General features: G+C 64.8%; 28 protein-coding genes. 16 read left to right on the forward strand and 12 right to left on the reverse strand.

What is annotated here, in order from left to right; translation table 11 throughout:
- The first annotated feature begins 72 nt into the window (after window positions 1-72).
- The 6 genes from AB3G31_RS18455 to miaB are packed head-to-tail and all read left to right on the forward strand — an operon-like array spanning window position 73 to window position 6,310.
- Window positions 73-864: a sterol desaturase family protein gene (locus AB3G31_RS18455; protein ID WP_367847520.1), complete on the forward strand. Its 792-nt coding sequence runs from the start codon at window positions 73-75 to the stop codon at window positions 862-864.
- Window positions 845-1,702, forward strand: coding sequence for a fatty acid desaturase (locus AB3G31_RS18460; RefSeq protein WP_367847521.1), 858 nt, complete (start codon window positions 845-847; stop codon window positions 1,700-1,702). The genes AB3G31_RS18455 and AB3G31_RS18460 overlap by 20 nt, the downstream gene beginning before the upstream one ends.
- Window positions 1,702-3,612: an iron-containing redox enzyme family protein gene (locus tag AB3G31_RS18465; protein ID WP_367847522.1), complete on the forward strand. Its 1,911-nt coding sequence runs from the start codon at window positions 1,702-1,704 to the stop codon at window positions 3,610-3,612. The genes AB3G31_RS18460 and AB3G31_RS18465 overlap by 1 nt, the downstream gene beginning before the upstream one ends.
- Window positions 3,609-4,487 (forward strand): hypothetical protein, encoded by an 879-nt coding sequence (locus AB3G31_RS18470; protein WP_367847523.1) that lies wholly within the window; start codon window positions 3,609-3,611, stop codon window positions 4,485-4,487. Before AB3G31_RS18465 ends, AB3G31_RS18470 begins: the two co-directional genes overlap by 4 nt.
- A gap of 45 nt (window positions 4,488-4,532) precedes the next feature.
- On the forward strand, window positions 4,533-4,925 hold the full coding sequence (locus AB3G31_RS18475; protein WP_367847524.1) for a hypothetical protein: 393 nt from the start codon (window positions 4,533-4,535) through the stop codon (window positions 4,923-4,925).
- A gap of 47 nt (window positions 4,926-4,972) precedes the next feature.
- Window positions 4,973-6,310: a tRNA (N6-isopentenyl adenosine(37)-C2)-methylthiotransferase MiaB gene (miaB, locus tag AB3G31_RS18480; protein WP_367847525.1), complete on the forward strand. Its 1,338-nt coding sequence runs from the start codon at window positions 4,973-4,975 to the stop codon at window positions 6,308-6,310.
- Here miaB and AB3G31_RS18485 read toward each other — a convergent pair.
- The 3 genes from AB3G31_RS18485 to AB3G31_RS18495 all read right to left on the reverse strand — a co-directional run bounded on the left by AB3G31_RS18485 (window position 6,307) and on the right by AB3G31_RS18495 (window position 8,382).
- Entirely contained in the window at window positions 6,307-7,080 is a 774-nt protein-coding gene (locus AB3G31_RS18485; RefSeq protein ID WP_367847526.1) for a hypothetical protein, read from the reverse strand. The genes miaB and AB3G31_RS18485 overlap by 4 nt on opposite strands.
- Window positions 7,081-7,116: 36 nt before the next feature.
- Window positions 7,117-7,791 carry a TetR/AcrR family transcriptional regulator gene (locus AB3G31_RS18490; RefSeq protein ID WP_367847527.1) on the reverse strand — a complete coding sequence of 225 codons (675 nt, stop codon included), beginning with the start codon at window positions 7,789-7,791 and terminating at the stop codon, window positions 7,117-7,119.
- Window positions 7,792-7,920: 129 nt separating this feature from the next.
- Window positions 7,921-8,382 (reverse strand): phasin family protein, encoded by a 462-nt coding sequence (locus tag AB3G31_RS18495; RefSeq protein WP_367847528.1) that lies wholly within the window; start codon window positions 8,380-8,382, stop codon window positions 7,921-7,923.
- Window positions 8,383-8,540: 158 nt separating this feature from the next.
- Here AB3G31_RS18495 and rfbB point away from each other — a divergent pair, with 158 nt between their 5' ends.
- From rfbB to rfbC, 4 genes are read left to right on the forward strand one after another with little or no spacing between them, the layout of a single operon-like run.
- On the forward strand, window positions 8,541-9,608 hold the full coding sequence (gene rfbB, locus AB3G31_RS18500; protein ID WP_367847529.1) for a dTDP-glucose 4,6-dehydratase: 1,068 nt from the start codon (window positions 8,541-8,543) through the stop codon (window positions 9,606-9,608).
- 8 nt (window positions 9,609-9,616) lie between these two features.
- On the forward strand, window positions 9,617-10,513 hold the full coding sequence (rfbD, locus tag AB3G31_RS18505; protein WP_367847530.1) for a dTDP-4-dehydrorhamnose reductase: 897 nt from the start codon (window positions 9,617-9,619) through the stop codon (window positions 10,511-10,513).
- The gene (rfbA, locus tag AB3G31_RS18510) at window positions 10,510-11,409 is read left to right on the forward strand and encodes a glucose-1-phosphate thymidylyltransferase RfbA (protein WP_367847531.1); all 900 of its coding nucleotides are present in this window, start codon (window positions 10,510-10,512) and stop codon (window positions 11,407-11,409) included. The genes rfbD and rfbA overlap by 4 nt, the downstream gene beginning before the upstream one ends.
- Window positions 11,406-11,954: a dTDP-4-dehydrorhamnose 3,5-epimerase gene (rfbC, locus tag AB3G31_RS18515; RefSeq protein WP_367847532.1), complete on the forward strand. Its 549-nt coding sequence runs from the start codon at window positions 11,406-11,408 to the stop codon at window positions 11,952-11,954. Before rfbA ends, rfbC begins: the two co-directional genes overlap by 4 nt.
- Window positions 11,955-12,064: 110 nt before the next feature.
- On the opposite strand, the gene AB3G31_RS18520 is transcribed toward rfbC, so the two are convergent.
- Complete coding sequence (locus AB3G31_RS18520; RefSeq protein WP_367847533.1) at window positions 12,065-12,361, reverse strand: polyhydroxyalkanoic acid system family protein; 297 nt, start codon at window positions 12,359-12,361, stop codon at window positions 12,065-12,067.
- A 100-nt stretch (window positions 12,362-12,461) separates the two neighbouring features.
- Here AB3G31_RS18520 and AB3G31_RS18525 point away from each other — a divergent pair, with 100 nt between their 5' ends.
- Entirely contained in the window at window positions 12,462-12,770 is a 309-nt protein-coding gene (locus tag AB3G31_RS18525; protein WP_367847534.1) for a DUF1840 domain-containing protein, read from the forward strand.
- Window positions 12,771-12,830: 60 nt separating this feature from the next.
- Here the strand turns inward: AB3G31_RS18525 and AB3G31_RS18530 are convergent, their stop codons facing one another.
- Both AB3G31_RS18530 and AB3G31_RS18535 read right to left on the reverse strand, forming a co-directional pair.
- On the reverse strand, window positions 12,831-13,805 hold the full coding sequence (locus tag AB3G31_RS18530) for a tripartite tricarboxylate transporter substrate-binding protein (RefSeq protein WP_367847535.1): 975 nt from the start codon (window positions 13,803-13,805) through the stop codon (window positions 12,831-12,833).
- Between the two features lie 103 nt (window positions 13,806-13,908).
- Window positions 13,909-14,382: a universal stress protein gene (locus tag AB3G31_RS18535; protein ID WP_367847536.1), complete on the reverse strand. Its 474-nt coding sequence runs from the start codon at window positions 14,380-14,382 to the stop codon at window positions 13,909-13,911.
- Window positions 14,383-14,448: 66 nt separating this feature from the next.
- On the opposite strand from AB3G31_RS18535, the gene AB3G31_RS18540 reads away from it, so the two are divergent.
- Complete coding sequence (locus AB3G31_RS18540) at window positions 14,449-15,153, forward strand: alpha/beta fold hydrolase (protein WP_367847537.1); 705 nt, start codon at window positions 14,449-14,451, stop codon at window positions 15,151-15,153.
- Between the two features lie 67 nt (window positions 15,154-15,220).
- Here AB3G31_RS18540 and coaD read toward each other — a convergent pair whose 3' ends face one another.
- From coaD to AB3G31_RS18560, 4 genes are read right to left on the reverse strand one after another with little or no spacing between them, the layout of a single operon-like run.
- A complete protein-coding gene (gene coaD / locus AB3G31_RS18545; RefSeq protein ID WP_367847538.1) occupies window positions 15,221-15,715 on the reverse strand; it encodes a pantetheine-phosphate adenylyltransferase in 495 nt (164 codons plus the stop codon).
- Window positions 15,712-16,362: a 16S rRNA (guanine(966)-N(2))-methyltransferase RsmD gene (gene rsmD, locus AB3G31_RS18550; protein WP_367847539.1), complete on the reverse strand. Its 651-nt coding sequence runs from the start codon at window positions 16,360-16,362 to the stop codon at window positions 15,712-15,714. Before rsmD ends, coaD begins: the two co-directional genes overlap by 4 nt.
- A 5-nt stretch (window positions 16,363-16,367) precedes the next feature.
- Window positions 16,368-17,714, reverse strand: a complete 1,347-nt coding sequence (locus tag AB3G31_RS18555) for a M16 family metallopeptidase (RefSeq protein WP_367850383.1) — start codon at window positions 17,712-17,714, stop codon at window positions 16,368-16,370.
- Complete coding sequence (locus tag AB3G31_RS18560) at window positions 17,711-19,006, reverse strand: M16 family metallopeptidase (RefSeq protein ID WP_367850384.1); 1,296 nt, start codon at window positions 19,004-19,006, stop codon at window positions 17,711-17,713. Before AB3G31_RS18560 ends, AB3G31_RS18555 begins: the two co-directional genes overlap by 4 nt.
- Before the next feature lie 127 nt (window positions 19,007-19,133).
- On the opposite strand from AB3G31_RS18560, the gene ftsY reads away from it, so the two are divergent.
- Window positions 19,134-20,186 (forward strand): signal recognition particle-docking protein FtsY, encoded by a 1,053-nt coding sequence (gene ftsY / locus AB3G31_RS18565; RefSeq protein WP_367847540.1) that lies wholly within the window; start codon window positions 19,134-19,136, stop codon window positions 20,184-20,186.
- Between the two features lie 169 nt (window positions 20,187-20,355).
- The gene (locus AB3G31_RS18570) at window positions 20,356-21,072 is read left to right on the forward strand and encodes a PEP-CTERM sorting domain-containing protein (RefSeq protein ID WP_367847541.1); all 717 of its coding nucleotides are present in this window, start codon (window positions 20,356-20,358) and stop codon (window positions 21,070-21,072) included.
- Window positions 21,073-21,075: 3 nt separating this feature from the next.
- Here the strand turns inward: AB3G31_RS18570 and AB3G31_RS18575 are convergent, their stop codons facing one another.
- A complete protein-coding gene (locus AB3G31_RS18575; protein WP_367847542.1) occupies window positions 21,076-21,828 on the reverse strand; it encodes a hypothetical protein in 753 nt (250 codons plus the stop codon).
- A 91-nt stretch (window positions 21,829-21,919) separates the two neighbouring features.
- Here AB3G31_RS18575 and AB3G31_RS18580 point away from each other — a divergent pair, with 91 nt between their 5' ends.
- Window positions 21,920-22,600 carry an alpha/beta hydrolase gene (locus AB3G31_RS18580; RefSeq protein ID WP_367847543.1) on the forward strand — a complete coding sequence of 227 codons (681 nt, stop codon included), beginning with the start codon at window positions 21,920-21,922 and terminating at the stop codon, window positions 22,598-22,600.
- Window positions 22,597-23,853: an Hsp70 family protein gene (locus AB3G31_RS18585; RefSeq protein ID WP_367847544.1), complete on the forward strand. Its 1,257-nt coding sequence runs from the start codon at window positions 22,597-22,599 to the stop codon at window positions 23,851-23,853. Before AB3G31_RS18580 ends, AB3G31_RS18585 begins: the two co-directional genes overlap by 4 nt.
- Before the next feature lie 62 nt (window positions 23,854-23,915).
- Here the strand turns inward: AB3G31_RS18585 and AB3G31_RS18590 are convergent, their stop codons facing one another.
- Window positions 23,916-24,479: a hypothetical protein gene (locus tag AB3G31_RS18590; protein WP_367847545.1), complete on the reverse strand. Its 564-nt coding sequence runs from the start codon at window positions 24,477-24,479 to the stop codon at window positions 23,916-23,918.
- Between the last annotated feature and the right edge of the window lie 14 nt (window positions 24,480-24,493).

Consider the following 24,493-nt stretch of genomic DNA (forward strand, 5'->3'; position numbering starts at 1 on the left):
CCGCAGGCTGTACCTGCCTGGAGCGCTACAGTAAACTGAGCATCCCTTGTCCTGTGCTGGTACCTGCCCTCGATGCGAGACACACTTCTTTCTCTTAGTGGGCCCCAGATCATGCTGTGGGGCTGCATTTTTTTCGCCACGCTGTACCTGGCCACCGGTGCTATCAACCTGGGCATCGTCCGCGTGCTCATGCCGCTATGGGGAAAAGGTAGCCCATTGGACCCCCGCCCGCTGGGCCCGGGCCAAACCGCCCGTGAGCTCCGGCAATCGGCCCTGGCCATCTTGCTGTTTGGCGTGGGCAGCGTGGTGCCCTGGGGCTTTTTGCAGCTGGGCTGGGCCCGCCTGGCCACCGATGCCAGCGGCTGGCAGATTGCATTGGAAATTGGCGTTTTGGTGGTGTGGAACGAGGTGCACTTCTACACCAACCACTGGCTGCTGCACCGGCCCTGGTTGCGCCAATTTCACCTGGTACACCACCGCTCGGTGGTCGTCACGCCCTGGTCCAGTTACTGCTTCCACCCGGTGGAGGCCATGATGTTGGGCAATGTGATCCTGTTGCCGATGCTGGTGCATGACTTCAATGTGTGGTCGCTGCTGTCGGTGCCGGTGTTCAGCATCGTGTTCAACAACATCGGCCACTCTAATTACGACTTCTTGCCCGATGCCGACCGCGACCGCTGGTGGCTCAATGGGGCCCGCCGCCACCACCTGCACCACGCCTGCTACCAGGGCAATTTTGGCTTCATGTTTCCGTTCATGGACCGGCTGTGCGGCACCGCCTTGCCGCCGGATGCAGCCAATACCCACATAGATCGTCATATGGCCCGCCACCAAGCCAAACCGCATGCTGCGCCACCCGCGTGACTGGCAGTCGCTGCTGTACCTGCTGGCCCTGCCCGCGCTGGTGGTGTGGCAGTGGCGCTATGGCATGCACTGGTGGCTCTATCTGCCGATGCTGTTTTTGACCCTGGGCATCAGCGTAGTGCACCACAACCACATGCACCTGAAGATGTGGCGCAGCCGGGGCTTGAACCGCGCCACCGATCTGTGGTTGACCCTGCTGCAAGGCCACCCCGGCTTTGTGTTCCACGCCACCCACAACGCCAACCACCACCGCTACCACCACGGCCCGCAGGATGCCGCGCGCACCTACCGGTTTGGCGGCGACCACAACCACCTGGCGGGCTATCTGCTGCATCCCCTGCAGGCCACCTGGGCGCTGTACCCGCTGTTTGGGCGTTGGCTAGGCCGCCTGCGGCGGCGCGCGCCGGGGGCGTTTGCATACTGCGTGCTGCAGTACCTGCTGGTGGCTGGCTTGTGGCTGGGGCTGGCGCTGCTGGACTGGCAGAAGTGGCTGACGCTGGTGCTGCTGCCGCAACTGCACGGCCTGCACTGGCTGCTGGCCACCAACTACCTGCAGCACGCCCATGCCGATGGCCGTTCCAAGACCGATTTCGCCCGCAATTTCGAGGGCGCGCTGAACCCGCTGCTGTTCAATATCGGCCTGCATACCGCCCACCACCACCATGGCCGCGCACACTGGTCGTCCCTTCCGACCTTGCACGCCCATTACCGCCAGCGGGTCCACCCGCGCCTGAACTGTGGCGGACTGCTGCCCTACATGTTCAGCACCTTTGTACTCGGCCTGCTGCTGCGGCGCTTGCGCAGCCGGCCGCTCATGCCATCCCACAAGATCACCTGATGCCTACCCGTTTTAACCACGTCTACATCGAATCCGCAGGCTCCTTTCTGCCCGGCGCCCCCATCGCCAATGCCGAGATGGATGCCTACATTGCCCCGCTGAACCGTATTTCCAGCCGCATCAAGGCCCGCATCCTGGCCGAGAATGGCATCCAGTCGCGCCACTACGCGATAGACACCGAAGGCCGCACGACCATATCCCACGCCCAGATGGCCGCCGCCGCCGTGCGCGACTGCCTGGGCCAGGCCGGGGCAAACATCGCCGACGTGTCACTGCTCAGCATGGGTTCGTCGGGCGGCGACGCACTGATGCCCGGCTTTGCCAACATGGTGCAGGGCGAAATGGGTGCGCCGCCCATGGGCACGCTGTCCAGCCAGGGCGTGTGTGCGGCGGGGGTCACCGCCATCCTGCATGCCGCACAGGGCATCGAACTGGGCGCGCACCAGAAGGCGCTGGCGGTGGCGGCCGAGATGCCTTCGCGCATGTTCAAGCGCAGCCGCTTTGGCCCGCGTGGCTACCAGAGCGACTTTGACGCGCATTTTTTGCGCTGGATGCTGTCCGACGGCGCGGGCGCACTGCTGCTGGTGGACGGACGAAAAAGCACGCAGGGCCTGCACACGCCCACGGGCCGCGCCAAGGTGCGCCTCAAACTCAACTGGGTGCACCAGCAAAGCTTTGCGGGCGACTACCCGGTGTGCATGCAGCTGGGCCTGAGCGAAGACCGCAGCACCTCCTTCCTCGACTACCCCAGCGCCAGCGAAGCCGAGGCCGCCGGGGCCTTGTCGCTGCGCCAGGACATCCGCCTGCTGCCGCACTTGTTCGACGTGTGCATCCACGAGTATTTGAAGCTGGTGGACCAAGGCTGGGTGCAGTCCAGCGAGATCGACCACTTTCTGTGCCACTACTCGTCCGAAAAATTCATGCCGGTGGTGGCCGACCTGCTGGCCAAGGCCGGGCTGACGATCCCGCCCGAGCGCTGGTACAACAACCTGCGCACCCGGGGCAACACCGGGGCGGCATCCATCTTCATCATGCTGGCCGAGTTCATCGCCACCCGCACCTTGAAGCCGGGCGAAAAGATCCTCTGCTTCATCCCCAAATCGGGCCGCATCAGCGCCGCCTACATGCTGCTGGAAGTGGAAGCGGCCGATGCGCCTGCCAGCCCTGCAAAACCCGCACCAGTGGTTCAAGCCGCGCCCACCATCCCCGCACCGCACGACCCCCAAAAAGCCCCGCCCACGCTGCAGCCGCTGCTCACCGCCCTGGCCAGCATCTGGCACGGCTACCGCTCGGACGTGTGGCGCAGCCCGGTCATCCACAAGCTGGTGGCGGGGCAGTTTGGCGTGGTGGATTACCGCAATTGGACGGCGCAATGGGTGCCCCAGGTGCGCCAGGGCAGCCAGTGGATGCGCAAGGCCGTGGCCTCGCTCAGTGGCCCGTTTGCCGAGCTGGGCGCACTGATAGAGACCCACGCCAGCGACGAGCAGGACGACTTCCACATCCTCTACAGCGACTACCAGGCGGCGGGCGGTACATTCGCGCTGGACGATCTGCAGCGCAACCCCGGCGGCGAGGCGCTCAACAGCTACCTGCACGCCCTGGCCGCCACCGAGAATCCGCTGGGCTTGCTGGGTGCCATCTACATCATCGAAGGCACCGGCCAGCGCATCGTGCCCGCCCTGTTGCCGCTGCTGCGCCAGCAGGTGAAGCTGCCGCCCAGCGCGTTTCGTTTTCTGGAATACCACGGGGCCAATGACGCACACCACCTGGCCCGCTGGCTGGCGGCAGTCGAAATCACCCTGGCGCTCGACCCGCGTGCCGCAGATGCCATCCTGCAAACCGCCCGCCATACAGCCCAGCTGTACCTGATGCAGTTTGAACACATTGCCCAAACTTCACACTCCCAATGAAACGCCTACCCGACCTGCTCGCCCGCGACCACGACCCCTCCGACCCCAGCCCCTGGCTGGCGCTGTACCTAGACCAAAGCACCCCACTGCCCGACCATGTCAAACAGGCCTGGCTGGAAGATTCGAGTTCGGCGTCCCGCCAATTCCTGCTGCCCTTTGTACGGCCCCTGGCGCGCACCTGCATCGTGCTGATCCAGGTCGTCAAGGCGTTTATGCCCCGGGGCTGGGCGGCATCCAAGCTGCTGCACCAGCTGCTGGCCGAGGGGCTCAAGCGTCTGGTCTCGCCCGAGGCCAACTGGCTGGTGATGCGCCACTTCCACATGGGCGGGCAGATCCTGGAATTCATCGCCAAAAACGCCCCCACGCCGGTCGCCACCCACCCGCTGCAGCCCCTGACGCTGGACGACCTGAAGGACGAGACCTTCCTCAAGCACGACCTGAACCTGTTCAACTTTGTGATCCGCCTGAACCAGACCCTGCGCGATGCCGGGCAGCGCCTGCAGTTTGTGGAAAAGCCCGACTTCAGCATGGTGGTGGAGCCGCCACTGACCGTGGAGCAGTTCCCCCATGGCCGCTGGAACAAGGTGGACTTGCAAACCGCCATCGAGTGCTTCACACCCATCTACCAGCTGTTTTTGACCGACAACGACTTCTGGCGCGCCGCCAATTCGCTGCAACTGGACGAAACCATTGGCATCTACACCGCCACCATCCTGAACGCACCGCAGCACCTGATCCTGCTGAACAACAAGCATCCTCTCGTGCCGCTGAGCACGCTGCGGGCCGGGCACCGGCTGGTGGTGCACGGCCTGTCCACCGAGATGCTGCACGCGCTGCTGATGGAGCTGAAGGCAGCGCAGGCCCGCGGCAACTAAAATCGCCCCTCCCCCAGCCTCTGGATGTTTACCACGGACCGCTGTATGCCAATTCTCTCTCCCCACCGAAACGCTATATTTAGAATAGCTGCTCTCGCCCTATCCATAAGCGCTGGAGCCACTTTTTCCTTAAATCTACACGCCCAGGAGCGCAACTTCCCGGCCACGGCCCTGCGCGGCACGCTGGAAGTCACGGTGCCGCCGCAGGTGCTGCTGGATGGCAAGATCGACCAGCTCTCGCCCGGTGCCCGCATCTACAACAGCAACAACATGCTGGTGCTGTCGGGCAGCTTGGTGGGCCAGCCGACGCTGGCCGTCAACTACACCCGTGAGATCGGTGGCGCGGTCCACCAGGTGTGGCTGTTGACCGAGGCCGAAGCCGAAGTCAAACGCCCCACCGCCGCCAAGCCCTGGCGCTTCTTTGGCCTTTTCGATTGAGCGCCAGCGGCTGGCCCGCTGCGCTGTCCTGCACTGAGAGTTCCCCCATGTCTAAAAAAGTATTTATCAAAACCTTCGGCTGCCAGATGAACGAGTACGACTCGGGCAAGATGGTCGACGTACTGCACGCCGCCCAGGGCTACGAGGCCACGTTGAACGTGGACGAGGCCGACCTGATTTTGTTCAACACCTGCTCGGTGCGCGAAAAAGCGCAAGAAAAGGTCTTCAGCGACCTGGGCCGCATCAAGCACCTGAAGAAAAAGGGCGTGCAGATCGGCGTGGGCGGCTGCGTGGCCAGCCAGGAAGGCGATGCCATCATCAAACGCGCACCCTATGTGGACGTGGTGTTTGGCCCGCAAACCCTGCACCGCCTGCCCGAGCTGCTGAACCAGCGCCTGCTGCAGAGCCGCCCGCAGGTGGACATCAGCTTCCCCGAGATCGAGAAGTTCGACCACCTGCCGCCCGCCCGGGTGGAGGGCGCATCGGCCTTCGTCAGCATCATGGAAGGTTGCTCCAAATACTGTAGCTACTGCGTGGTGCCGTACACGCGTGGCGAAGAGGTTTCGCGGCCTTTTGAAGACGTGCTGGTGGAAGTGGCCGGGCTGGCCGACCAGGGCGTGAAAGAGGTAACGTTGCTGGGCCAGAACGTCAACGCCTACCGCGGTGTGATGGGCGACACAGCCGACATTGCCGACTTCGCCCTCCTGCTGGAATACGTGTCCGACATCCCCGGCATCGAGCGCATCCGCTACACCACCAGCCACCCGAACGAGTTCACCCCGCGCCTGATCGCGGCCTACGCCACCCTGCCCAAACTGGTGAGCCACCTGCACCTGCCGGTACAGCACGGCAGCGACCGCATCCTGATGGCCATGAAGCGCGGCTACACCGCCATGGAATACAAAAGCACCGTGCGCAAGCTGCGCGCCATCCGCCCCGACATGGCCATGAGCAGCGACTTTATCGTTGGCTTCCCCGGCGAGACGGAAGACGACTTCCAGAAAATGATGAAGCTCATCCATGACGTGGAATACGACAACAGCTTCAGCTTCATCTTCAGCCCCCGCCCCGGCACCCCCGCCGCCAACCTGGCCGACGACACCCCGCACGCCGTCAAGCTGGCGCGCCTGCAGCACCTGCAAGGCGTGCTCAACGACAGCGTACGCGCCATTGCCGCCCGCCGTGTCGGCACCGTACAGCGCATTCTGGTCGAAGGCCCGAGCAAACGCCCCAGCGCCGAAGGCCTGGAGCTGATGGGCCGCACCGAGTGCAACCGCGTGGTCAACTTCCAGGGCCAGCCACGCCAGATCGGCCAGATGGTCGACGTGCGCGTGACCGAGGCGATGTCGTTCTCGCTGCGGGGTGAGGTGGTGGTGCAGGCCTAACTGTCCAGCTCCGACCGCGCCAGATCCGCATCCAGGTGCTCCATGGCATCCAGGGGCGCGGCGGTGGCGGCCTGCTCGTACAGGCGAGTGGCTTCGGCCAGGCGCTGCTGGCCGTCCAGCATCAGCAGGGCGTTGGCGTACTCGACCATGGCGATGGCGGCACCGGGGGTGAGGTTCAGGGCTTCTTGCAGCAGCTTCAGGCCCACGTCTTTGCGCACGCCGTAGGTCATGCTGCCGATCAAGGCCCCCACTTTGTCGATCACCTCGGCATGGAACGCGCCCAATGCGATGTGCGCCCCGGCATGCTTCGGTTCCAGGCGGATGGTGCGCTCCAGCGACTCCTTGACCTTGCCGCCCAGGCCCTGGGCCAGCGCCTTGGCCACGCTGATGCCCTGGCTGTAACGGCCCAGCGCGTAGGCGTGCCAGTACCAGGCATTGGCGTTTTGCGGGTCTTCCTGGGCCTGGGCCTCGGCCCGGGCTGCCACTTCCAGGAACAGATCGAGCCGCAGGCGTTCAAACGGCTCCAAGTAGGTGGCGTAGATACAGGTGGCCTTGTTGGCCAGGGTCAGCCCGGCACCGCCCAGGGCCAGCCCGGCGGCTGCGGCCTTTTGGAATTCGCCGTTGTGGAACAGCGCCCAGGCATCGAGCAGGGGCGCATCGACCGGCAAAGGCTCGGAGTCGCCCTGGTGCAGGCGTGCCCAGCCCAGGGCCGTGCTGGCGGCGTCAAACGCATAGGCCCCGGGATGGGGAAAGGCGGTCCATAAGAACATGGTGTGTCTCCTCGTGGGCAGGCGTTTAGGAACCGGTCAGCCCGCCGCGCCGGCAGCAGGTTGGGAGTAGGCGGACACCAGGTTCAACAAATGCAGGCGCTGGCCCGGTTCCAGGTAGGGCAACAGCAAATTCAGCACGTGGTGGGCACCGCGCAGCAGCGCCATCTGGGCGCTCTCGGCCTCCAGCGCGTGGCGGGGGTCGCGCACGTATTCAAAGCTCAGCCAGTAGGTCAGCACCACCACCATGCTGGTCGCGGTGGGCTCGGCTTCGCGGCTGTCGATCTGCAAAGCGCCCGACTGGGCCATGCCATCGAGCAGCGCACGGATGGCGCGGGTCTTGTGCTTGAGCACCGACTGGAAATGGGTTTCCAGGTGCCTGTTGTTGCTCAGCAGGTCGTTCAGGTCGCGGTACAAAAACCGGTGTTCCCAGATCAGCTCAAACAGGCTGTGCATGAAGAACCAGGCATCTTCCACGTCGCGTACGCCGTCGCTGGCGTTGAGCAGTTCGTTCAGGCCGCGCTCATAGCGGTCAAACAGGGCGTTGATCAGCTCTTCTTTGGCGGGGTAGTGGTAGTACAGGTTGCCGGGGCTGATGGACAGCTCGGCCGAGATCAGGGTGGTGGAGACATTGGGCTCGCCAAACCGGTTGAACAGATCCAGCGTCACTTCCAGAATGCGTTCGGCCGTGCGGCGCGGCGCTTTTTTCGCCATGGATGTCTTCCCCCGTTATTGAGCATCCACTCTAACCGACGCGACCCGACACAGGCATTAGGGATGGCGCTAGTGCCCTCAACACGGCAAAAAGGGTGCCGCAGCACCCTTTTTCCACGCCCGGCCCGCTCAAGCGTCGGGCTTGGTCGTGCGCTTGGCTTTGGCTGCAGGCTCCTGCTGGGCCACCAGGGTTTGCACCAATTTGCTGAGTTCGTCGACCCGGGCCGTCAGCACCGCCACGTCCTGGGCCGAGGGCACACCGAGGCGTTGAAGGGCTTTGGCGACGCGGTCTTCAAAAATATTCTCCAGCTTATCCCACTGGCCGGTGGCCCGCTCGGTGATGCCCTGGGCCATGCTGGTCATCTTGCTGGCGGCCTCGGCCAGCTTTTCCTCGGCCATGGCCTGCGACTTGGTCTGCATGCCGATGCCGTCCTTCACCAGGGCTTCAAACACCTTGCTGCCCTCTTCCTGCGCCTTGGCAAAAGCACCCAGACCCGCCAGCCAGATCTGCTGGGCGGAATCTTTGACGCTGGGCTTGGGCGACGCGCCGGACGGGGTGTCATCGTCGGAAGGGTTGGTTTTTTTGTCCATGGCAGTCTCTTTAAAGGGGATTCGGGTCTTCAACTGTACGCAGTCGATGGTGTTGCGTGTAGATGCACACTTCTAAACGGCCTGGGCAGGATCCCGGGGTGGGCTAAACTTTAGCGGTTTATGCGCTGCCCGCAGCGCTTTGCTCTACAAGGAAAATCATGATTCTGGTGACTGGCGGCGCAGGTTTTATTGGCGCGAATTTTGTATTGGACTGGATCGCTCAGACGGGTGAAGCGGTCGTCAACCTCGATAAGCTCACCTACGCAGGTAATCTGGAGAACCTGGCCAGCCTGCAAGCCGATAGCCGCCACACTTTCGCCCAGGGCGACATCGGAGACCACGCGCTGGTGGCAGCCTTGCTGGCCCAGCACCGGCCCCGCGCCGTGGTCAACTTTGCGGCCGAGTCGCATGTGGACCGTTCCATCCACAGCCCCGAGGCCTTCGTCCAGACCAACGTGATGGGCACCTTCCAGTTGCTGGAAGCGGTACGCAGCTACTGGGGTGGCTTGCAAGGCGATGCCAAGACCGGCTTCCGTTTCCTGCACGTCTCCACCGACGAAGTCTACGGCTCGCTGGCGGCCACGGACCCCGCCTTCACCGAAAACCACCCCTACGAGCCCAACAGCCCCTACTCGGCCAGCAAGGCTGCCAGCGACCACCTGGTGCGCGCCTACCACCACACCTATGGCCTGCCGGTGCTGACCACCAATTGCAGCAACAACTACGGCCCCTACCATTTCCCGGAAAAGCTGATTCCGCTGATGGTGGTCAACGCGCTGGCGGGCAAGCCCCTGCCCATTTACGGCGACGGCCAGCAAATCCGCGACTGGCTGTATGTCAAGGACCATTGCAGCGCCATCCGCCGCGTGCTCGAAGCCGGGCGCCTGGGCGAGACCTACAACGTGGGCGGCTGGAACGAAATGCCCAACCTGGACATCGTGCACACCGTCTGCGGACTGCTCGACACCCTGCGCCCCCGCGCCGACGGCCAGAGCTACACCTCGCAGATTACCTACGTCACCGACCGGCCCGGCCACGACCGCCGCTACGCCATCGATGCCAGCAAGATCGAGCGCGAACTGGGCTGGAAACCGGCCGAGACCTTCGCCACCGGCATCGCCAAAACCATCGCCTGGTACCTGGACAACCCCGAGTGGGTGGCCCGCGTGCAAAGCGGGGCCTACCGCGACTGGGTCGACACCAACTACGCAGCCCGCGCCGCATGAGGCCTCCCTTGAAGATTCTGCTGCTGGGCAAGAATGGGCAAGTGGGCTGGGAGTTGCAGCGCAGCCTGGCCCCCCTGGGCAGGTTGACCGCACTCGACCGCCACAGCACCCACTACTGCGGCGATCTGGCCAATCTGGAAGGCATCGCCGACACGGTGCGCCGCCTGCAGCCCGACATCATCGTCAATGCCGCAGCCCACACCGCCGTCGACCGGGCCGAGAGCGAACCCGAACTGGCCCACACGCTGAACGCGCTGGCCCCCGGCGTGCTGGCCACCGAGGCCGCCCGGCTCGGCGCCTGGCTGGTGCACTACTCGACCGACTACGTATTCGACGGCGGCGGCAGCCAGCCCTGGCGGGAGTCGGACGCCACCGGCCCGCTGAGCGTGTATGGCCGCAGCAAGCTCGAAGGCGAACAACGCATCCAGGCCGCCTGTGCCAAACACCTCATCTTCCGCACCAGCTGGGTTTACGCCGCACGTGGTGGCAACTTCGCCAAAACCATGCTGCGCCTGGCCAAGGAGCGCGACAAGTTGACGGTGATCAACGACCAGTTCGGGGCCCCCACCGGAGCCGAACTGCTGGCCGATGTAACCGCCCTGGCTCTGCGCTCGGCCACCGCCACGCCCGCCCTGGCAGGCCTGTACCACCTGGCGGCAGCGGGCGAGACCTCGTGGCATGGCTATGCGCAGTACGTGCTGGCCCACGCACAGCGGGCCGGTGTGGTGCTCCAAGCCGGGCCCGATGCCGTAGCCACCGTACCGGCCACTGACTTTCCCACCATCGCCCAGCGGCCCTACAACAGCCGCCTGGACACCCACAAACTGCAAGCCGCCTTTGGCCTGACCCTGCCCGACTGGCAGATCGGCGTGGCGCGCATGCTCAACGAGACACTCACCCCATGACCAAGCCCCGTACCCAGCGCAAAGGCATCATCCTGGCGGGCGGCTCAGGCACCCGCCTGCACCCCGCCACCCTGGCCATCAGCAAGCAACTGCTGCCGGTGTACGACAAGCCGATGATCTACTACCCGCTGAGCACGCTGATGCTGGCCGGTATCCGCGACATTCTGATCATCAGCACGCCGCAAGACACGCCGCGCTTTACCCAGTTGCTGGGCGACGGCTCGCAGTGGGGCCTGAACCTGCAATACGCGGTGCAAGCCAGCCCCGACGGTCTGGCGCAGGCGTTTCTGATTGGCGAAGACTTCATCGGCAACCACCCCAGCGCGCTGGTACTGGGCGACAACATTTTTTACGGCCACGACTTTGCCCACCTGCTGGGCCGGGCCGATGCCCAGACCAGCGGAGCCTCGGTGTTCGCCTACCACGTGCACGACCCCGAGCGCTATGGCGTGGTGGCCTTCGATGCCCAGGGCAAGGCCCGCAGCATCGAGGAAAAACCGGCTGTCCCGCAAAGCAGTTATGCCGTCACCGGCCTGTACTTCTACGACAACCAAGTGGTGGACATCGCCAAGGCCGTGCAGCCCAGCGCGCGTGGCGAGCTGGAGATCACCGCCGTCAACCAGGCCTACCTGGACCAGGGCACGCTGGACGTGCAAATCATGCAGCGCGGCTATGCCTGGCTGGACACCGGCACCTTTGAGAGCCTGCTCGAAGCCGGGCAGTTCATCGCCACGCTGGAGCGCCGCCAGGGCCTGAAAATCGCCTGCCCGGAAGAAATCTCCTGGCGCAACGGCTTCATCACCAGCGAACAGGTGGAGCGCCTGGCCCAGCCGCTGGCCAAGAACGGCTATGGCCAGTACCTGCTGCGCATGCTCAAGGAGGAACTGCGCAAATGAAAGCCACCCCCACCCGCATCCCCGATGTGCTGATCCTGGAGCCCAAGGTCTTTGGCGACGCACGCGGCTTCTTCTTTGAGAGTTTCAACGCCAACGCGTTCGCCCAGGCCACGGGCCTGGACGTGGCCTTTGTGCAAGACAACCACTCGCGTTCGGCCCAGGGCGTGCTGCGCGGGCTGCACTACCAGATCCAGAACCCGCAGGGCAAGCTGGTGCGCTGCGTGCGCGGTGCCGTGTTCGATGTGGCGGTGGATATCCGCCGCAGCTCCGCCACGTTTGGCCAATGGGTCGGAGTGGAGCTGAGCGAAGAAAACAACCTCCAAATGTGGATACCGCCGGGCTTTGCCCACGGATTTATGGTGCTGACGGCGACTGCCGACTTTCTGTACAAAACCACCGACTACTACGCCCCGGCCCATGAGCGCTGCATCGCCTGGAACGACCCGGCCATCGGCATCGACTGGCCCGCAGGCATTGCGCCCCAACTGTCCGCCAAAGATGCGGTAGGCAGCCTGCTGGCCGATGCGGATGTGTTTGAAAGTTGAAGTAAACGCAGCGCGCAATGCTACATAAAAAATAGCTGCTCACGCTTATTTTATAAGCGTGAGCAGCTATTTTTGCTTCAATTTTCCACTGCACGCAGTGGCCGGCCGGATCAGGTCACCTGGGTCAGCATTTTGTCCATGCGGCGGGCGACTTCGGTTTCAATCTTGTCCTTGAATGCGCTCCACAGAAAGCCCAGCTCCGCGTCCAGCACAAAGCGGTCGTCGGTGATCTGCACCGTGCCGGTCACACCCGCGCGGCGAAAGCTGATCTCGTCACTGGCCACCCCTTCGGTGTATTCGCAGGTCATGCCCAACCGGGTTTCGGCCTGTTCCAGCCATTCGTTGGCCAGCTTGCGGGCAGCGGGGAGGCCCAGCGCGTGGTCGCGCTGCATGTGGATATCGGTCACTCAAAATCTCCTGTGTGGAATCGGCGAAGAAAGCTGCATCATGCCAGCCTGCACACGCCAGCGCGGGCACAATGGGGACATCATTCTGAAGGGGACAACCATGCTGTACAAATTCAAATCCAAAGTCGACGGCGATCTCATCCTGCTGGAGGCCAATGGGCGCAAAGTGCTGGAGATTATCGGCAAAACCCCAGGGCCCCAGGGCATCATTCTGGTTAGCGAAATGGCCGCGGCCATCACCGCGCTGCAAGCCGCCGTGGTGCTGGACGATGCCGCCCGCCAGGCCGCCACCGCCGAGGCCAAGGCCCATGAGATGGACACCGTGTCGCTGCACCAGCGCGCCAAACCCTTCATCAACCTGCTGCGCCGCTGCGAAGCAGAAAACGCCGAAGTGACCTGGGGCACGTAGGTCAAATAAAAAAGCCGCCGGGCCTTGCGGCGCGGCGGCTTTTGGCATCTTGGAAAAGGATCAGTCGGCGTAGACGTTGGCAGCCTTGATGATCGGGCTCCACTTGGCGATTTCGGCCAGCACAAACTTCTTGTGTTCGGCGGGCTCCATGCGCTTGTCGGTCACCACCACGGCGCCCAGGCCTTCTTGCTTCTTGATGAAGTCGGGGTCTTTCAGGGCGGCCTTCAAAGCCGTATTCAGCTTGGCCAGCACATCGGCTGGCGTGCCCTTCGGGGCATACAGGCCGTGCCAGATGGTGACTTCAAAGTCCTTCAAACCCGACTCTTGCAAGGTGGGCAGGTCTTTCAGCGACGGCGTGGTCAGGCGCTTGGCCGTGGTGACGGCCAGGGCCTTCACTTTCTTGGCTTCGATCTGGCTGGTGGTGTTGGTGGTCTGGTCGCACATCAGGTCGATCTGGCCGCCAATCAGGTCGGTCATGGCGGGTGCCGTGCCCTTGTAGGGCACGGTGGTCATGTCGATCTGCACAGCATTCTGGAATAGCAGGCCGCACAGGTGCGAGGCGGAGCCCACACCGGCATTGCCCAGGTTGACCTTGCCCTTGTTTTGCACCAGCCAGGCCGACAACTCTTTGTAGTTGTTGGCCGGCAAGCTGGGCTTGGTCACCAGCGTCATGGGCACTTCGTTGACCAAGCCCAGGTATTCAAAATCGCTCTCCACCTTGAACGGCAGGTTGCGCACCAGCACCGGCATGGTCGCCATGCCGATATGGTTCAACAACAAGACGTAGCCATCGGGCGTGGCGCGTGCCGCTTTGGCCGAGCCGATGGAACTGCCCGCACCGGCCACATTGTCGACCACCACACTCACCCCGCCCAGTTGCTTGCGCATGGCTTCGGCCAAGTCGCGGGCTACGCGGTCGGTGGGGCCTCCCGCCGTGAAGGGCACGATGATGCTGATGGGTTTGGTCGGGTAGTCAGCAGCATGGCTTGCCAAGGCAACGGCGGCGAGGGCCAACAACGTAACAAGTTTCTTCATCAAAGCTCCTGTGGAATTGGGGCCGATCATAGCCATACCACCGTGGTCCGATGTATGGGGAACCACGTAGACCCTGGCGAAACCGCCTCAACGGTGCAGAAGCCTATTCAGCTTCTGCATCTGCGTTCCCTTCGGACTCTTCGGGTTCTTCGCTGGGTTTGATCAACATCACGGGCACCTGCGCGGCGTGCAGCACCTCGTGCGACACCGAGCCCAGCAAGGCGCTGCGCAGGCTGCCTTTGTCGCGCGCGCCCATCACCACCATGTCGCAGCCATAGCGCTCCAGAATGTCGATCAGCGTGTGCGCCGGGTCGCCCACCGCCACCTCGGTGGCGTAGGCAATGCCCGCGTGCCGCATCAAGGCTTCGCCCGCCTTCAGCGCCTTGGCACCGGCCTGGGCGCTGGCCCGGGCAATCAGTGCCGGGTCGGCGGCCATCACCATCTCGTACAGGTGGGCGGGCTCCTGCACATTGGCCAGCACCACCTCGGCCTGCAGGCCCTGGCGCACCAGACGGATCACCTGCCGCACGGCTTGCAGCGACACCTCAGAGCCATCCAAAGGCAACAAAATCTTCATCGCGTATTCTCCCGAGGTTTAAACATGGCCAGCATAGGCGCAATTTGCGCCCCGCAAGATCCCGACATGCCCCAACTCGTATTTATTCCCGGCCTGGCCACCGATGCCCACATGTGGCAGGACCAACTTGCCGCCGTCGCCCCCTTCTGGCAGGCCACGGTGGCCGACGTGCTGGTGCACTACACCCGCATCGAAGACATGGCCCAAGCTGTGCTGCGGGAGCACCCGGGCGACCTGGTGCTGTGCGGCGCCTCCATGGGCGGCATCATCGCCATGGAGGCCGTGCGCCAGGCCCCCGCGCGCGTCCGCGCCCTGGCCCTGCTGGGCACCAGCGCCCGGCCGGAACTTCCACACCACCGTGCGCAGCGCGAAACCGCGATCAAGATGGTGGAAGCGGGTCGCCTGGCCGAATTTGTGCGGGCCACGGCCGCCATGGCGTTCTCGCCCACCCACCCCAGCGACAAGGCCGACCTGCAGCGCTACAAAGACATGGTGCTGCGCACGCCGCCCGCCCTGTGGGTGCAGCAAAACCGCGCCCTGGCCGACCGGCCCGACGCGCGCCTGCACCTGGGCGCGGTGCGCTGCCCGACCCTGGTGCTGTGCGGTGACAAGGACCTGCTGACCCCGCCCAAACTGTCGGAAGAAATCGCCAGCCTGGTGCCCGGCGCAGAGCTGCACCTGCTGCCCCGCTGCGGCCACATGCTGACCATGGAGCAACCCGACGAAGTGAACGCCGTGCTGCTGGACTGGCTGGGTCGGCTGCAACCGTAGTTGCTACAGTTTAAATAGCTTGTCACGCTGATGGAATAAGCGTGAGAGGCCTATTTTCCTTAAATGCTCAAGCCCGCTCGCGTACCTTCTCGGCCAGCTTTTCCAGCACAAACGGCGAGACGAACTTGTGCACCTCGCCACCCAGCAGGGCAATCTCGCGCACAAAGGTGCTGGAGACAAACTGGAAGCCGTCGCTGGGCGTGAGGAAGACGGTTTCCACGTCCGGCATCAGGCTGCGGTTCATGCCGGCCAGCTGGAATTCGTAGTCAAAGTCGGTCACCGCGCGCAGGCCGCGCACCATGGCCTTGCCGCCCTTGGACACCACAAAGTCGCGCAGCAGGCCGCTGAAGCTTTCTACCTGCACCTGTGGGTAGGCTTTGACCGACTCGCGCACCATCTCCAGGCGCTGCTCCAGGCTGAACAGCGTTTTTTTATGGTGCCCGGCGGCCACGGCCACGATGACCTGGTCGAACAGCTGCGTGGCGCGGCGCACCACGTCTTCGTGGCCCAGGGTCATGGGGTCGAAGGTGCCGGGGTAGACCGCAACCACCGGGGGATTCATGGCGCTTCGGCTGCCGTCAGCAATTGCAGCAAATGGGCGTGGACCGCGCCCGCCTTCAGGTAGCGGTGCACGCGCAAGCCCAGCGGGGCCAGCAGTTCGTCGGTCCACTTGGCGGGCGCTTCCAGGTAGACAAAGCCGTTGGCCTGCACGGCCTTGGCGGCGGCGTTCATGGCGGGCTCGTACAGGCCGGATTCAAACGGCGGATCCAGAAACACCAGGTCCAGGCTGCCCGCTGCCAACTGGCGCAGCGCCGCCACGCCGTCGCCACGCTGGACTTGGGTGGCCGTCGCCTGCAGCTTGGTTTGCGTGGTCTTGAGCTGGGCCACCAGGGCCGGGTCTTGCTCGAACAGGTGCACGGTGGCGGCGCCACGCGAGGCGGCCTCGAAGCCCAGCACGCCGGTGCCGGCAAACACGTCCACGCAGCGCCAGCCGGTCAGGTCCTGGCCCAGCCAGTTGAACAGGGTTTCGCGCACGCGGTCGGGCGTGGGGCGCAGGCCGGGCTTGCTGGCCACGGTGAGGCGGGTGCGCTTCCAGGCGCCGCCGATGATGCGGATCTCGCCGGGCTTGCCGCCCACCGGATGCGGGTCGGACGGGCGGGGCTTGGTCTTCTTGGCGGCTTTTTTAGGGGGGCGTTGCAACGTAGACATAGGATTTAGGGGGTTTCTCCGACCACCACGGTGGCCATTTTCTCGGGTTGCAGGATACGGGCAAAAGCCGTTCGGATGTCGGCTTGCGTGACGCGGGCGATCTGTGCGGTCCAGTGGTCCAGGTAGTCCAGCGGCAGATGGTTCCACGCGATGTTAGCCACGTTGTCGAGCAGTTTGCGGTTGCTGTCGATGCGCAGGGCAAATCCGCCCTGCAGATTGTCCTTGGCGGCCTGCAGTTCGGCGGCGGTGGGGCCGTCGGCCACGAAGCGGGCCAGCACATCCTTGGCCACCTGGATGGCCTGCTTGGCCTGGTCGGGCCGGGTCTGCAGGCCGATGGTGAAGGCCCCGGCGTGCAGGGCGGGCATAAAGCTGCTGTAGACGCTGTAGCTCAAGCCGCGCTTTTCGCGCACCTCGGTGGTCAGGCGCGAGCCAAAGCCGCCGCCGCCCAGGATGTGGTTGCCCACCAGCAGGGCGAAGAAGGCCGGGTCGCTGCGCGCATAGCCGACCTGGCCGATCAGCACCTGCGCCTGGGCAGCATCAAACGGGATTCGCTGCTCGCTGCTGCGCCCCAACGGCTGCACCTCCGCCACGGCGGGCAGGGGCAGGCAGCCGGTGGCGGGCAGGCGGGCCAGCAGCCGGGTCACCAGCGCATCGGCCTGCGCCCGGTCCACCGCGCCCACCAGGCTGACGGTGGCCCGGCAGGGCAGGATGCTGCGGGTGTAGAAGGCGCGCATGTCGGCGGTCTGGATGCGGGCCAGCGTCTCGGCGGTCAGCTCGTAACCGTAAGGGTGCGTGCCGTACACGGCGGCGGCAAACGCGCGCCCGGCCACCGTGGCGGGCCGGGTGGCGGATTCCTTGAGCTGGGCCGCCACCCGCTGGCGTTCGCGCTGCCACAGGCTGTCGCTGAAGGCGGGCTCGCCGATCTGGCGGGCCGCCAGGGCGGTGGCCTTCTCCAACAGGTCAGGATAGGTCAGGGTACGCAGCGAAAAGCTGAAGCGGTCGCTGCTGGCGCTGCTGTCCAGCGACGCGCCCAGATCGGCCCAGGCTTCGCCCAGGGCGTTTTCGTCCAGCGCGGGCGCTGTGCCCACGGCCAGTACGCCTTCCGAGGCCATGCCTGCGGTCAGGCTGGCCAACCCGGCCTGCGCAGCCGGGTCGCGGCGGCTGCCCGCGTCGAAGTCGATCTGCACGTCCAGCATGGGGATGGCCGGGCTGGGCACCAGGTAGACCTGCGCGCCGCTGGGCTGGGTCCAGTGCTGGATGGGAATGCCCGCCCATGCGAAATTTAAGCCAAACAGGCCGCTAGCGCTTATGGCAAGAGCGTGAGCAGCTATTTTTTTGATAGTAAACATCAGCGCAGCTCTCCCTGGGGAATGGCACGGGGCTTCTGGCGGTTCGGGTCCAGCGGCTGGGGCAGCAGCGTCGCCACGGTGAGCTGGTCGTCGCCAAAGTATTTCGCGGCCACGGCCTGCACCTGGTCGGCGCGGATGCCACGCAGCCGGGCAATCAGGCGGTCGTTGGCATCCAGCGGCAGGCCTTGCACCCAGTGGCTGCCCAGTTCGCGGGCCTGGTTCATCACCGAATCGAGCTTGTAGACGGCGCTGGACACCCACTGGGTCTTGACGCGGCCCAGCTCGGCCTCGGTCACGCCCTGTTGCGCCACCAGGGCCACCTGGGCGCGCAAGGCGGCCTCTACCTGCGCGGCGCTGTGGCCTGCGGCAGGCACGCCGTCCAGCACAAACAGCTGCGGGCCGCGCCCGGACAGGCCGTTGTACGCCCCCGCGCTGTCGGCCAGCGGACCACCGGCCTGGCCGTGGTCTTGCGTCAGCGCGCGCTCCAGCCGGGCACCGGTGTAGCCGTCCAGCACGGCGGCCAGCACGGTCAGGGCCAGCGCGTCGTCGCTGTCGGGCCCCATGTCCATGGTCAAACTGGGCACCTTGAAGGCCAGGGTCACCAGCGCCTGCTCGGCCGGGGCTTTGAAGTCCAGGCGCTTGGTGCCTGCCTGCGCGGGCTCCAGCCGGGGCTTACGCAGGGGCACGGGCCGCGCCGCAATGCTGCCGTAGGTCTTCTGCGCCAGCGCGCAGACCTGCACCGGGTCTACATCGCCTGCCACCACCACGGCGGCATTGGCTGGCACGTACCAGCGCTGGTAGAAAGCGCGGGCATCGTCCGGGGCCATGGCCTCCAGGTCGCTCATCCAGCCCACCACCGGGCGGCGGTAGGGCGATGCGGTGAAGGCGGTGGCCATCAGGGCCTCGTTCACCAGGGCCCGCGGGGCATCCTCGGTGCGCATGCGGCGCTCTTCTTTCACCACTTCCAGTTCGCGCTTGAATTCTTCGTCAGACCACTGGTTGTGCGCGAAACGGTCGGCTTCCAGCTGCATCACGGCCTCCAGCTGCGTCGCCGGGATTTGCTGGTAGTAGCCGGTGTAGTCCTTGGTGGTGAAGGCGTTTTCCCGCCCGCCCAGGGCCGCTACCCGGCGCGAAAATTCACCCGGCGCCAGGCTGGGCGTGCCCTTGAACAGCATGTGCTCCAGGATGTGGGCCACGCCGGACGTGCCGTCCACCTCGTCCAGCGAGCCCACCCGCACCCACAGCATCTGCACCGCCGTGGGGGCGCGGTGGTCGGGCTGGACGATGACCGCCATGCCGTTGGGCAGATCGCATTGCGTGGGTTGGGTGGTGGGTGTTTGGGCGCATGCCAAGGTGCTGCACAGGGCGAAAACCGGAAGTATTTGGCGTTTCATAGAATGGCTGATTCTAAGAACCCACCAAATGTTCAGCTTTTTCAAGAAAAAACCTCCTGCCCCCGAAATTGCGGCCCCTGCACCGGCAGTCGTTGCCCCCGCCTCGGGCTGGCTGCGCAACCCGTTTGCGGCCAAGCCTGCCGAGGTTGACGTCCCCAAAGAGCCCGAAGCCCCCGCCGCCCCCCGCGCGGGCTGGATGGACAAGCTCAAGAACGGCCTGCGCAAAACCGGCTCCGGCATCGCCACCGTGTTCACCGGCACGCAGATCGACGACGCGCTGTACGAGGAACTGGAAGAAGCCCTGCTGATGGCCGACACCGGCGTCAAGGCCACGCAGTTTCTGCTGGCCGACCTGAAGCAGCGCGTCAAAGCCGCCAAGGCCACCGAACCCCAGGCCGTGAAGGCGCTGCTGGTCGAGTCCATCACCACCCTGCTGGCGCCGCTGGAAAAAGCCCTGGTGATCGGCCAGTACACGCCCACGGTGATCATGGTGACCGGTGTGAACGGCGCTGGAAAAACCACATCGATTGGCAAGCTCACGCGCCACCTGTCTGCATCAGGCGCTAGTGTTTTACTAGCAGCAGCGGACACCTTCCGCGCCGCCGCCCGCGAACAGCTGGGCATCTGGGCCGACCGCAATACGGTTGAAATCGTCAGCCAGGAAGGCGGCGACCCGGCCTCGGTGGCGTTCGACTCGGTCAGCGCAGGCAAGGCGCGCGGCAAGGACGTGGTGCTGGTCGACACCGCGGGCCGCCTGCCCACCCAGTTGCACCTGATGGAAGAGCTCAAGAAGATCCGCCGCGTGGTCAACAAGGCCGATGCCAGCGCGCCCCACGAGGTGCTGCTGGTGATCGACGGCAACACCGGCCAGAACGCGGTCAGCCAGGTGAAGATTTTTGACGATGCCATCCAACTCACCGGCCTGATCGTCACCAAGCTGGACGGCACGGCCAAGGGCGGTGTGCTGGCGGCGATTGCCCAGGAGCGGCCGATTCCGGTGTACTTCATCGGCGTGGGCGAGCAACTGGAAGATCTGGAAACCTTCAACGCACGGGAATTTGCCCAGGCCCTGCTGGCCTGACCGCGCCAAGCATACGAATAGTGGTGCAAATTAGTTAACAGATTCGCTAGTTTCCTGCACAAGTGGGGCCACCCGTTGCATACAGGGGAACTAGTTCACAAGCGCTTTGAGGGCCCAGCCCTAGCATCCAGGTCACCGGGTTCACGCCCCTACCCTGACCTCAAACGCTATGCAAAAAACTGCTTTTCCCCGCACCCAAATGGCCAGCCGCATCGCCGGCGTACTCGCTGCAGGTTGGCTGGCTGCCTCCAACCCCGCCCAAGCCACCGCCCTGACCTTCCAAAACTACGTCCAGGGCTCCCAGTCGGTCAGTTTCAGCAACGCCGCGCCCGCCGCCAGTGGCTCATTCGGTGCGGGTGAAATGTTGTTTGGCATGAACGACGATGGTGTTGCCAGCGTTTTGCGGGCCTATTGCGTAGACATCTTCCAAAGCGCCTCCTCGACCGCCCAGAATTACACCCTGGTCGACGGTATCACCCACTTCGGTGCCGAAAAAGCCGCCGACCTGGGCCGTTTGTTCACCTCCTTCGATGCCTGGAACGGCAGCACCTCCGTCACCGCACAGGAAACGGCGGCCTTGCAAATCGCGGTGTGGGAGATCGTCAACGAAACCGCCCGCAGCGCATCGCGCCTGCAGTTGGACCTGGCTTCCGGCAACTTCAAAATCACCGCTGCCGCCACCGGCACCGTGGCGCTGGCCCAGGGTTGGCTCAATGGCCTGGCCGGCGCCAACAACTGGTACCAGGTCAGCGCCTATGAAAACGCTTCCTACCAGGACTACCTGGTACTGAACAAAGTACCCGAGCCCGGCAGCCTGGCCCTGGTGCTGGGTGCCTTGGGCAGCATGGGCCTGGTGGCCCGCCGCCGCAAGACCCAAGCCGTCTAGATATTACGGACGGGGCGGCACGCTGCTGCAGGCCCCGGCAAACAGCAGCGCCCCACCCGCCCCCAGCAGCCGCGCCCGGCCGGCCTGGCGGTCCACGATCCACTGGGCACCGCTGCCAAACACCACTTCGGTGTCGCTCACAAAACCCGAACTCAGCCACTGCGTCTGCACCGCCACCGCATCGTCGGACGCGCTGTAGCGCACTTCGGCATTACGCCGCGTCTGCGTACTGCCGTCGGCCTGCAGGTCGCACCACAGGCGCAGCATGTCCGGCGGGCCGCCTTTTTCCAGCAGATCCTGGGCGATCTGGCGGGCCCGGCCCGGCTGGCTGGTGCTGCGGCAGGCAAATTCGGCCACCATCCAGCTACCGTCCAGCATGTGCACCGGGTTGAAGGTGAGGCTGGCTATGTCCAAGGCCGTGGCGCGGCGCTGCAACAGCGGTGTTTCCGGCTTGATCGACCCCGAAGGCAGGCTGGATGCCAGCGTGGCCAGGCGCAGCGGACCCTGGCAGTCGGCCACAAACTCGGCCGTACCCGCCACCGGGCTGGGCCGGTGCAGGTTGATCAGAAAATAGCTGCCCGCCACATGGCGGCGGTCGATGATGGCCAGCGACACCGCGTCCACGCCCACCAGCACATCGTCGATGCGCTGCACGATCTGCATGTCTTTGCTGGCGGGCGCCTCGGGCGCAGCCCCGGCGACACTGCAAAAACCCAGGTAAAGCGATAGCAACAGGGTTCTACGGAATGGCAACATGCGGGCGATTTTGCCCGGGTTGGCCCGACCTCCTTAGAATCACGTTCCTCTCCAGACCGCAATATCCGGGTAAACCCCAATTCCGACCACCATGACACCCCTTTTGCAACGCATCGAAATCGAAAGCGCCCCCCACCCCACGGCGGCCGTCATCTGGCTGCACGGCCTGGGGGCCAGCGGTGACGATTTCGCGGCCATCGTGCCCGAGCTGGACCTGGCCGGTTGCGCGCCCATCCGCTTCGTCTTTCCCCATGCGCCAACCATGCCAGTCAGTATCAACAACGGCTACGTGATGCCCGCGTGGTACGACATCAAGAATGCCGACCTGGTGCGCCAGGAAGACCCGGTCGGCATCCACGCCTCGGCGCGCGCCATCGATGCGCTGATCGCCCATGAGGTGGCCCGGGGTATCGCCCCCGACCACATCGTGCTGGCCGGTTTCTCGCAAGGCTGCGCCATGGCTCTGCACACCGGGCTGCGGCACAGCGCGCGGCTGGCGGGCATCATGGCCTTGTCGGGCTACCTGCCCTTGGCCGACACCCTGGCCACCGAGCGGCACCCGGCCAACTTCGCCACGCCCATCTACATGGCCCATGGCACGGCCGACCCGGTGGTGCCCCTGGCCCGCGCCGAAGCCTCGCGCCAGGCGCTGCTGGCGCTAGGCCACCCGGTGCAATGGCACACCTACCCGATGCCGCACAGCGTGCATCCGCAAGAGGTGGCCGACATCAGCGCGTTTCTGCAATCGGTACTGGGAGCGACCCAGGGATGATGCTCGGTATTGATTTCGGCACCTCGAACACGGTGGCCGCACTGGTGCGTGCTGACGGCAGCCTGGAGACGATTGCGCTGGACGCGGGCAAGCCCACGCTGCCCACCGCGCTGTTCTTTTCGCACGAAGACCAGCACACCAGCTATGGCAGCGCGGCCATGCAGGCCTACCTGGCGGGCACCGAGGGGCGGCTGATGCGCTCTATCAAAAGCCTGCTGGGCAGCGGCCTGATGGACGAAAAAACCGTGGTCAACGGCCAGATGGTCAGTTTCACCGACATCCTGGGCATGTTTTTCAAAGAGCTGAAAAAGCGCTCGGAAGCCCACCTGGGCCACGCGGTGCAGCACGCCATGCTGGGCCGCCCGGTGCATTTTGTCGATGGCGATGCACAGCGCGATGCGCTGGCACAGGCCACGCTGGAACAGGCGGCCCGCGCCGCGGGCTTTGACGAGGTGCAGTTCCAGCTGGAACCGATTGCCGCAGCCTTCGACTTCGAACGCCGCGTGACCACCGACACCACCGTGCTGGTGGTAGACATTGGCGGCGGCACCTCCGACTTCACCGTGGTGCGCGTCGGCCCCGGCCGGCAAGCCCTGGGCGACCGCAGCGGCGATATTCTGGCCACCACCGGCGTACACATCGGCGGCACCGACTTTGACCAACTGCTCAACCTGCGCCACGCCATGCCGCTATTGGGCCTGGGCCATGTGGGGCCGAGCGGGCGTGAAGTGCCGTCGGGCGTATTTTTTGATTTGAGCACCTGGCATTTGATCCACCAGTCGTATTCGCGCAAGAGCCTGGCCCAGGCGGTGGATTTACGCGATGCCTATACCGACCGCGTCCTGCACCAGCGCCTGCTGCAGGTACTGCAGGAGCGGGTGGGGCACCACATCCTGGCCAACGTGGAGGCGGCCAAGATCGCCTGCTCGTTGTCTGGCGCCGCAGGCACCATCGACCTGGACTGCATCGCCCGCGACCTGAGCGCCCAGCTCACGCCCGAAGGCCTGGCCCAGGCGCTCCAAGGCCACCTGGCCCGGGTGGTGCAGTGCGCGCAGGAATGTGTGGCGCTGGCCGGGGTGGCACTGCCCGATGCCGTGTACCTGACCGGTGGCTCATCGGCGCTGGCCCCCTTGCAAGCGGCCCTGAAAGCCCTGTTTCCGCAGGCCCGCATGGTGGCAGGCGACCGCTTTGGCAGCGTGGCAGCGGGACTGGCGTATGCGGGTTCGGTGGCGATGGAAGCGGCTGTCGCTTAAAAATGATAGCTCCTCCCGCCCATGGATATTGGGCTGGAGGCCATTTTCGTTGGGAGTTCGGCTTATTTACTGGCCGGTTTGGCGGGAACGGATGCCTGGATGGCGGTGTTCAGGCGCTTTTCCACCGCCTGCCCCAGGGCTTTGAACCTGGGTTCGAGCTGTGCCTTGGACTCTGCCATCACCTTGTCGGTCAGCGCCTTTTGCATCTCTGCATTGAGCTGCGAATATTTGCGCAGCACTGGCGACTCCATCACGGTAATGAGTTGGCGCAACTCATCTTCGCTGAACTTGGCGTCCAGCATCGCACCAATCGTGCCCGGCGCAGCCTTGTTGGCGCGTTCGCGCAGCACGGGGCCAATGTCGTCCAGGTATTTCTTGACCTCAGCCTGGATGTCCTTGCCCAGGGCTTCGCGGTTTTCAGGGGCCACCCGGAACTGGATGGCTGCACCGACTTGCTGCAACAGAGGTGCCAGCGACAGTTCGGCCCATTGGCGGGCGGTCAGGTCCAGATTGGGCTGTTGCAGTTGTGCAATCTTGTTGAGCAGCTCTTTTTTGGCTGGGCTGGTTTCAGCCTGCGCCAGGAACGCAACAGACAGCAGTGCAATGGCAAGAAGTTTGTTTTTCATGGTCGGATCTCTGG

Origin of the sequence: Rhodoferax sp. WC2427 (genome assembly GCF_040822085.1) — a bacterium.
Classification (GTDB): Bacteria; Pseudomonadota; Gammaproteobacteria; order Burkholderiales; family Burkholderiaceae_C; genus Rhodoferax_B.

Bases quoted from the DNA above. Each gene is read 5' to 3' on its own strand.
- AB3G31_RS18495 (WP_367847528.1), bottom strand. From the start codon at position 8,382: ATGGACAAAAAAACCAACCCTTCCGACGATGACACCCCGTCCGGCGCG.
- AB3G31_RS18590 (WP_367847545.1), bottom strand. From the start codon at position 24,479: ATGAAAAACAAACTTCTTGCCATTGCACTGCTGTCTGTTGCGTTCCTG.
- AB3G31_RS18580 (WP_367847543.1), top strand. From the start codon at position 21,920: ATGACACCCCTTTTGCAACGCATCGAAATCGAAAGCGCCCCCCACCCC.
- AB3G31_RS18470 (WP_367847523.1), top strand. From the start codon at position 3,609: ATGAAACGCCTACCCGACCTGCTCGCCCGCGACCACGACCCCTCCGAC.
- coaD (WP_367847538.1), bottom strand. From the start codon at position 15,715: ATGAATCCCCCGGTGGTTGCGGTCTACCCCGGCACCTTCGACCCCATG.
- rfbA (WP_367847531.1), top strand. From the start codon at position 10,510: ATGACCAAGCCCCGTACCCAGCGCAAAGGCATCATCCTGGCGGGCGGC.
- AB3G31_RS18525 (WP_367847534.1), top strand. From the start codon at position 12,462: ATGCTGTACAAATTCAAATCCAAAGTCGACGGCGATCTCATCCTGCTG.
- ftsY (WP_367847540.1), top strand. From the start codon at position 19,134: ATGTTCAGCTTTTTCAAGAAAAAACCTCCTGCCCCCGAAATTGCGGCC.
- AB3G31_RS18475 (WP_367847524.1), top strand. From the start codon at position 4,533: ATGCCAATTCTCTCTCCCCACCGAAACGCTATATTTAGAATAGCTGCT.
- AB3G31_RS18455 (WP_367847520.1), top strand. From the start codon at position 73: ATGCGAGACACACTTCTTTCTCTTAGTGGGCCCCAGATCATGCTGTGG.
- AB3G31_RS18560 (WP_367850384.1), bottom strand. From the start codon at position 19,006: ATGGCGGTCATCGTCCAGCCCGACCACCGCGCCCCCACGGCGGTGCAG.
- AB3G31_RS18540 (WP_367847537.1), top strand. From the start codon at position 14,449: ATGCCCCAACTCGTATTTATTCCCGGCCTGGCCACCGATGCCCACATG.
- rfbB (WP_367847529.1), top strand. From the start codon at position 8,541: ATGATTCTGGTGACTGGCGGCGCAGGTTTTATTGGCGCGAATTTTGTA.
- AB3G31_RS18530 (WP_367847535.1), bottom strand. From the start codon at position 13,805: ATGAAGAAACTTGTTACGTTGTTGGCCCTCGCCGCCGTTGCCTTGGCA.
- AB3G31_RS18485 (WP_367847526.1), bottom strand. From the start codon at position 7,080: ATGTTCTTATGGACCGCCTTTCCCCATCCCGGGGCCTATGCGTTTGAC.
- AB3G31_RS18535 (WP_367847536.1), bottom strand. From the start codon at position 14,382: ATGAAGATTTTGTTGCCTTTGGATGGCTCTGAGGTGTCGCTGCAAGCC.
- AB3G31_RS18465 (WP_367847522.1), top strand. From the start codon at position 1,702: ATGCCTACCCGTTTTAACCACGTCTACATCGAATCCGCAGGCTCCTTT.
- AB3G31_RS18575 (WP_367847542.1), bottom strand. From the start codon at position 21,828: ATGTTGCCATTCCGTAGAACCCTGTTGCTATCGCTTTACCTGGGTTTT.
- AB3G31_RS18585 (WP_367847544.1), top strand. From the start codon at position 22,597: ATGATGCTCGGTATTGATTTCGGCACCTCGAACACGGTGGCCGCACTG.
- AB3G31_RS18570 (WP_367847541.1), top strand. From the start codon at position 20,356: ATGCAAAAAACTGCTTTTCCCCGCACCCAAATGGCCAGCCGCATCGCC.
- rfbC (WP_367847532.1), top strand. From the start codon at position 11,406: ATGAAAGCCACCCCCACCCGCATCCCCGATGTGCTGATCCTGGAGCCC.
- AB3G31_RS18490 (WP_367847527.1), bottom strand. From the start codon at position 7,791: ATGGCGAAAAAAGCGCCGCGCCGCACGGCCGAACGCATTCTGGAAGTG.
- AB3G31_RS18460 (WP_367847521.1), top strand. From the start codon at position 845: ATGCTGCGCCACCCGCGTGACTGGCAGTCGCTGCTGTACCTGCTGGCC.
- rsmD (WP_367847539.1), bottom strand. From the start codon at position 16,362: ATGTCTACGTTGCAACGCCCCCCTAAAAAAGCCGCCAAGAAGACCAAG.
- miaB (WP_367847525.1), top strand. From the start codon at position 4,973: ATGTCTAAAAAAGTATTTATCAAAACCTTCGGCTGCCAGATGAACGAG.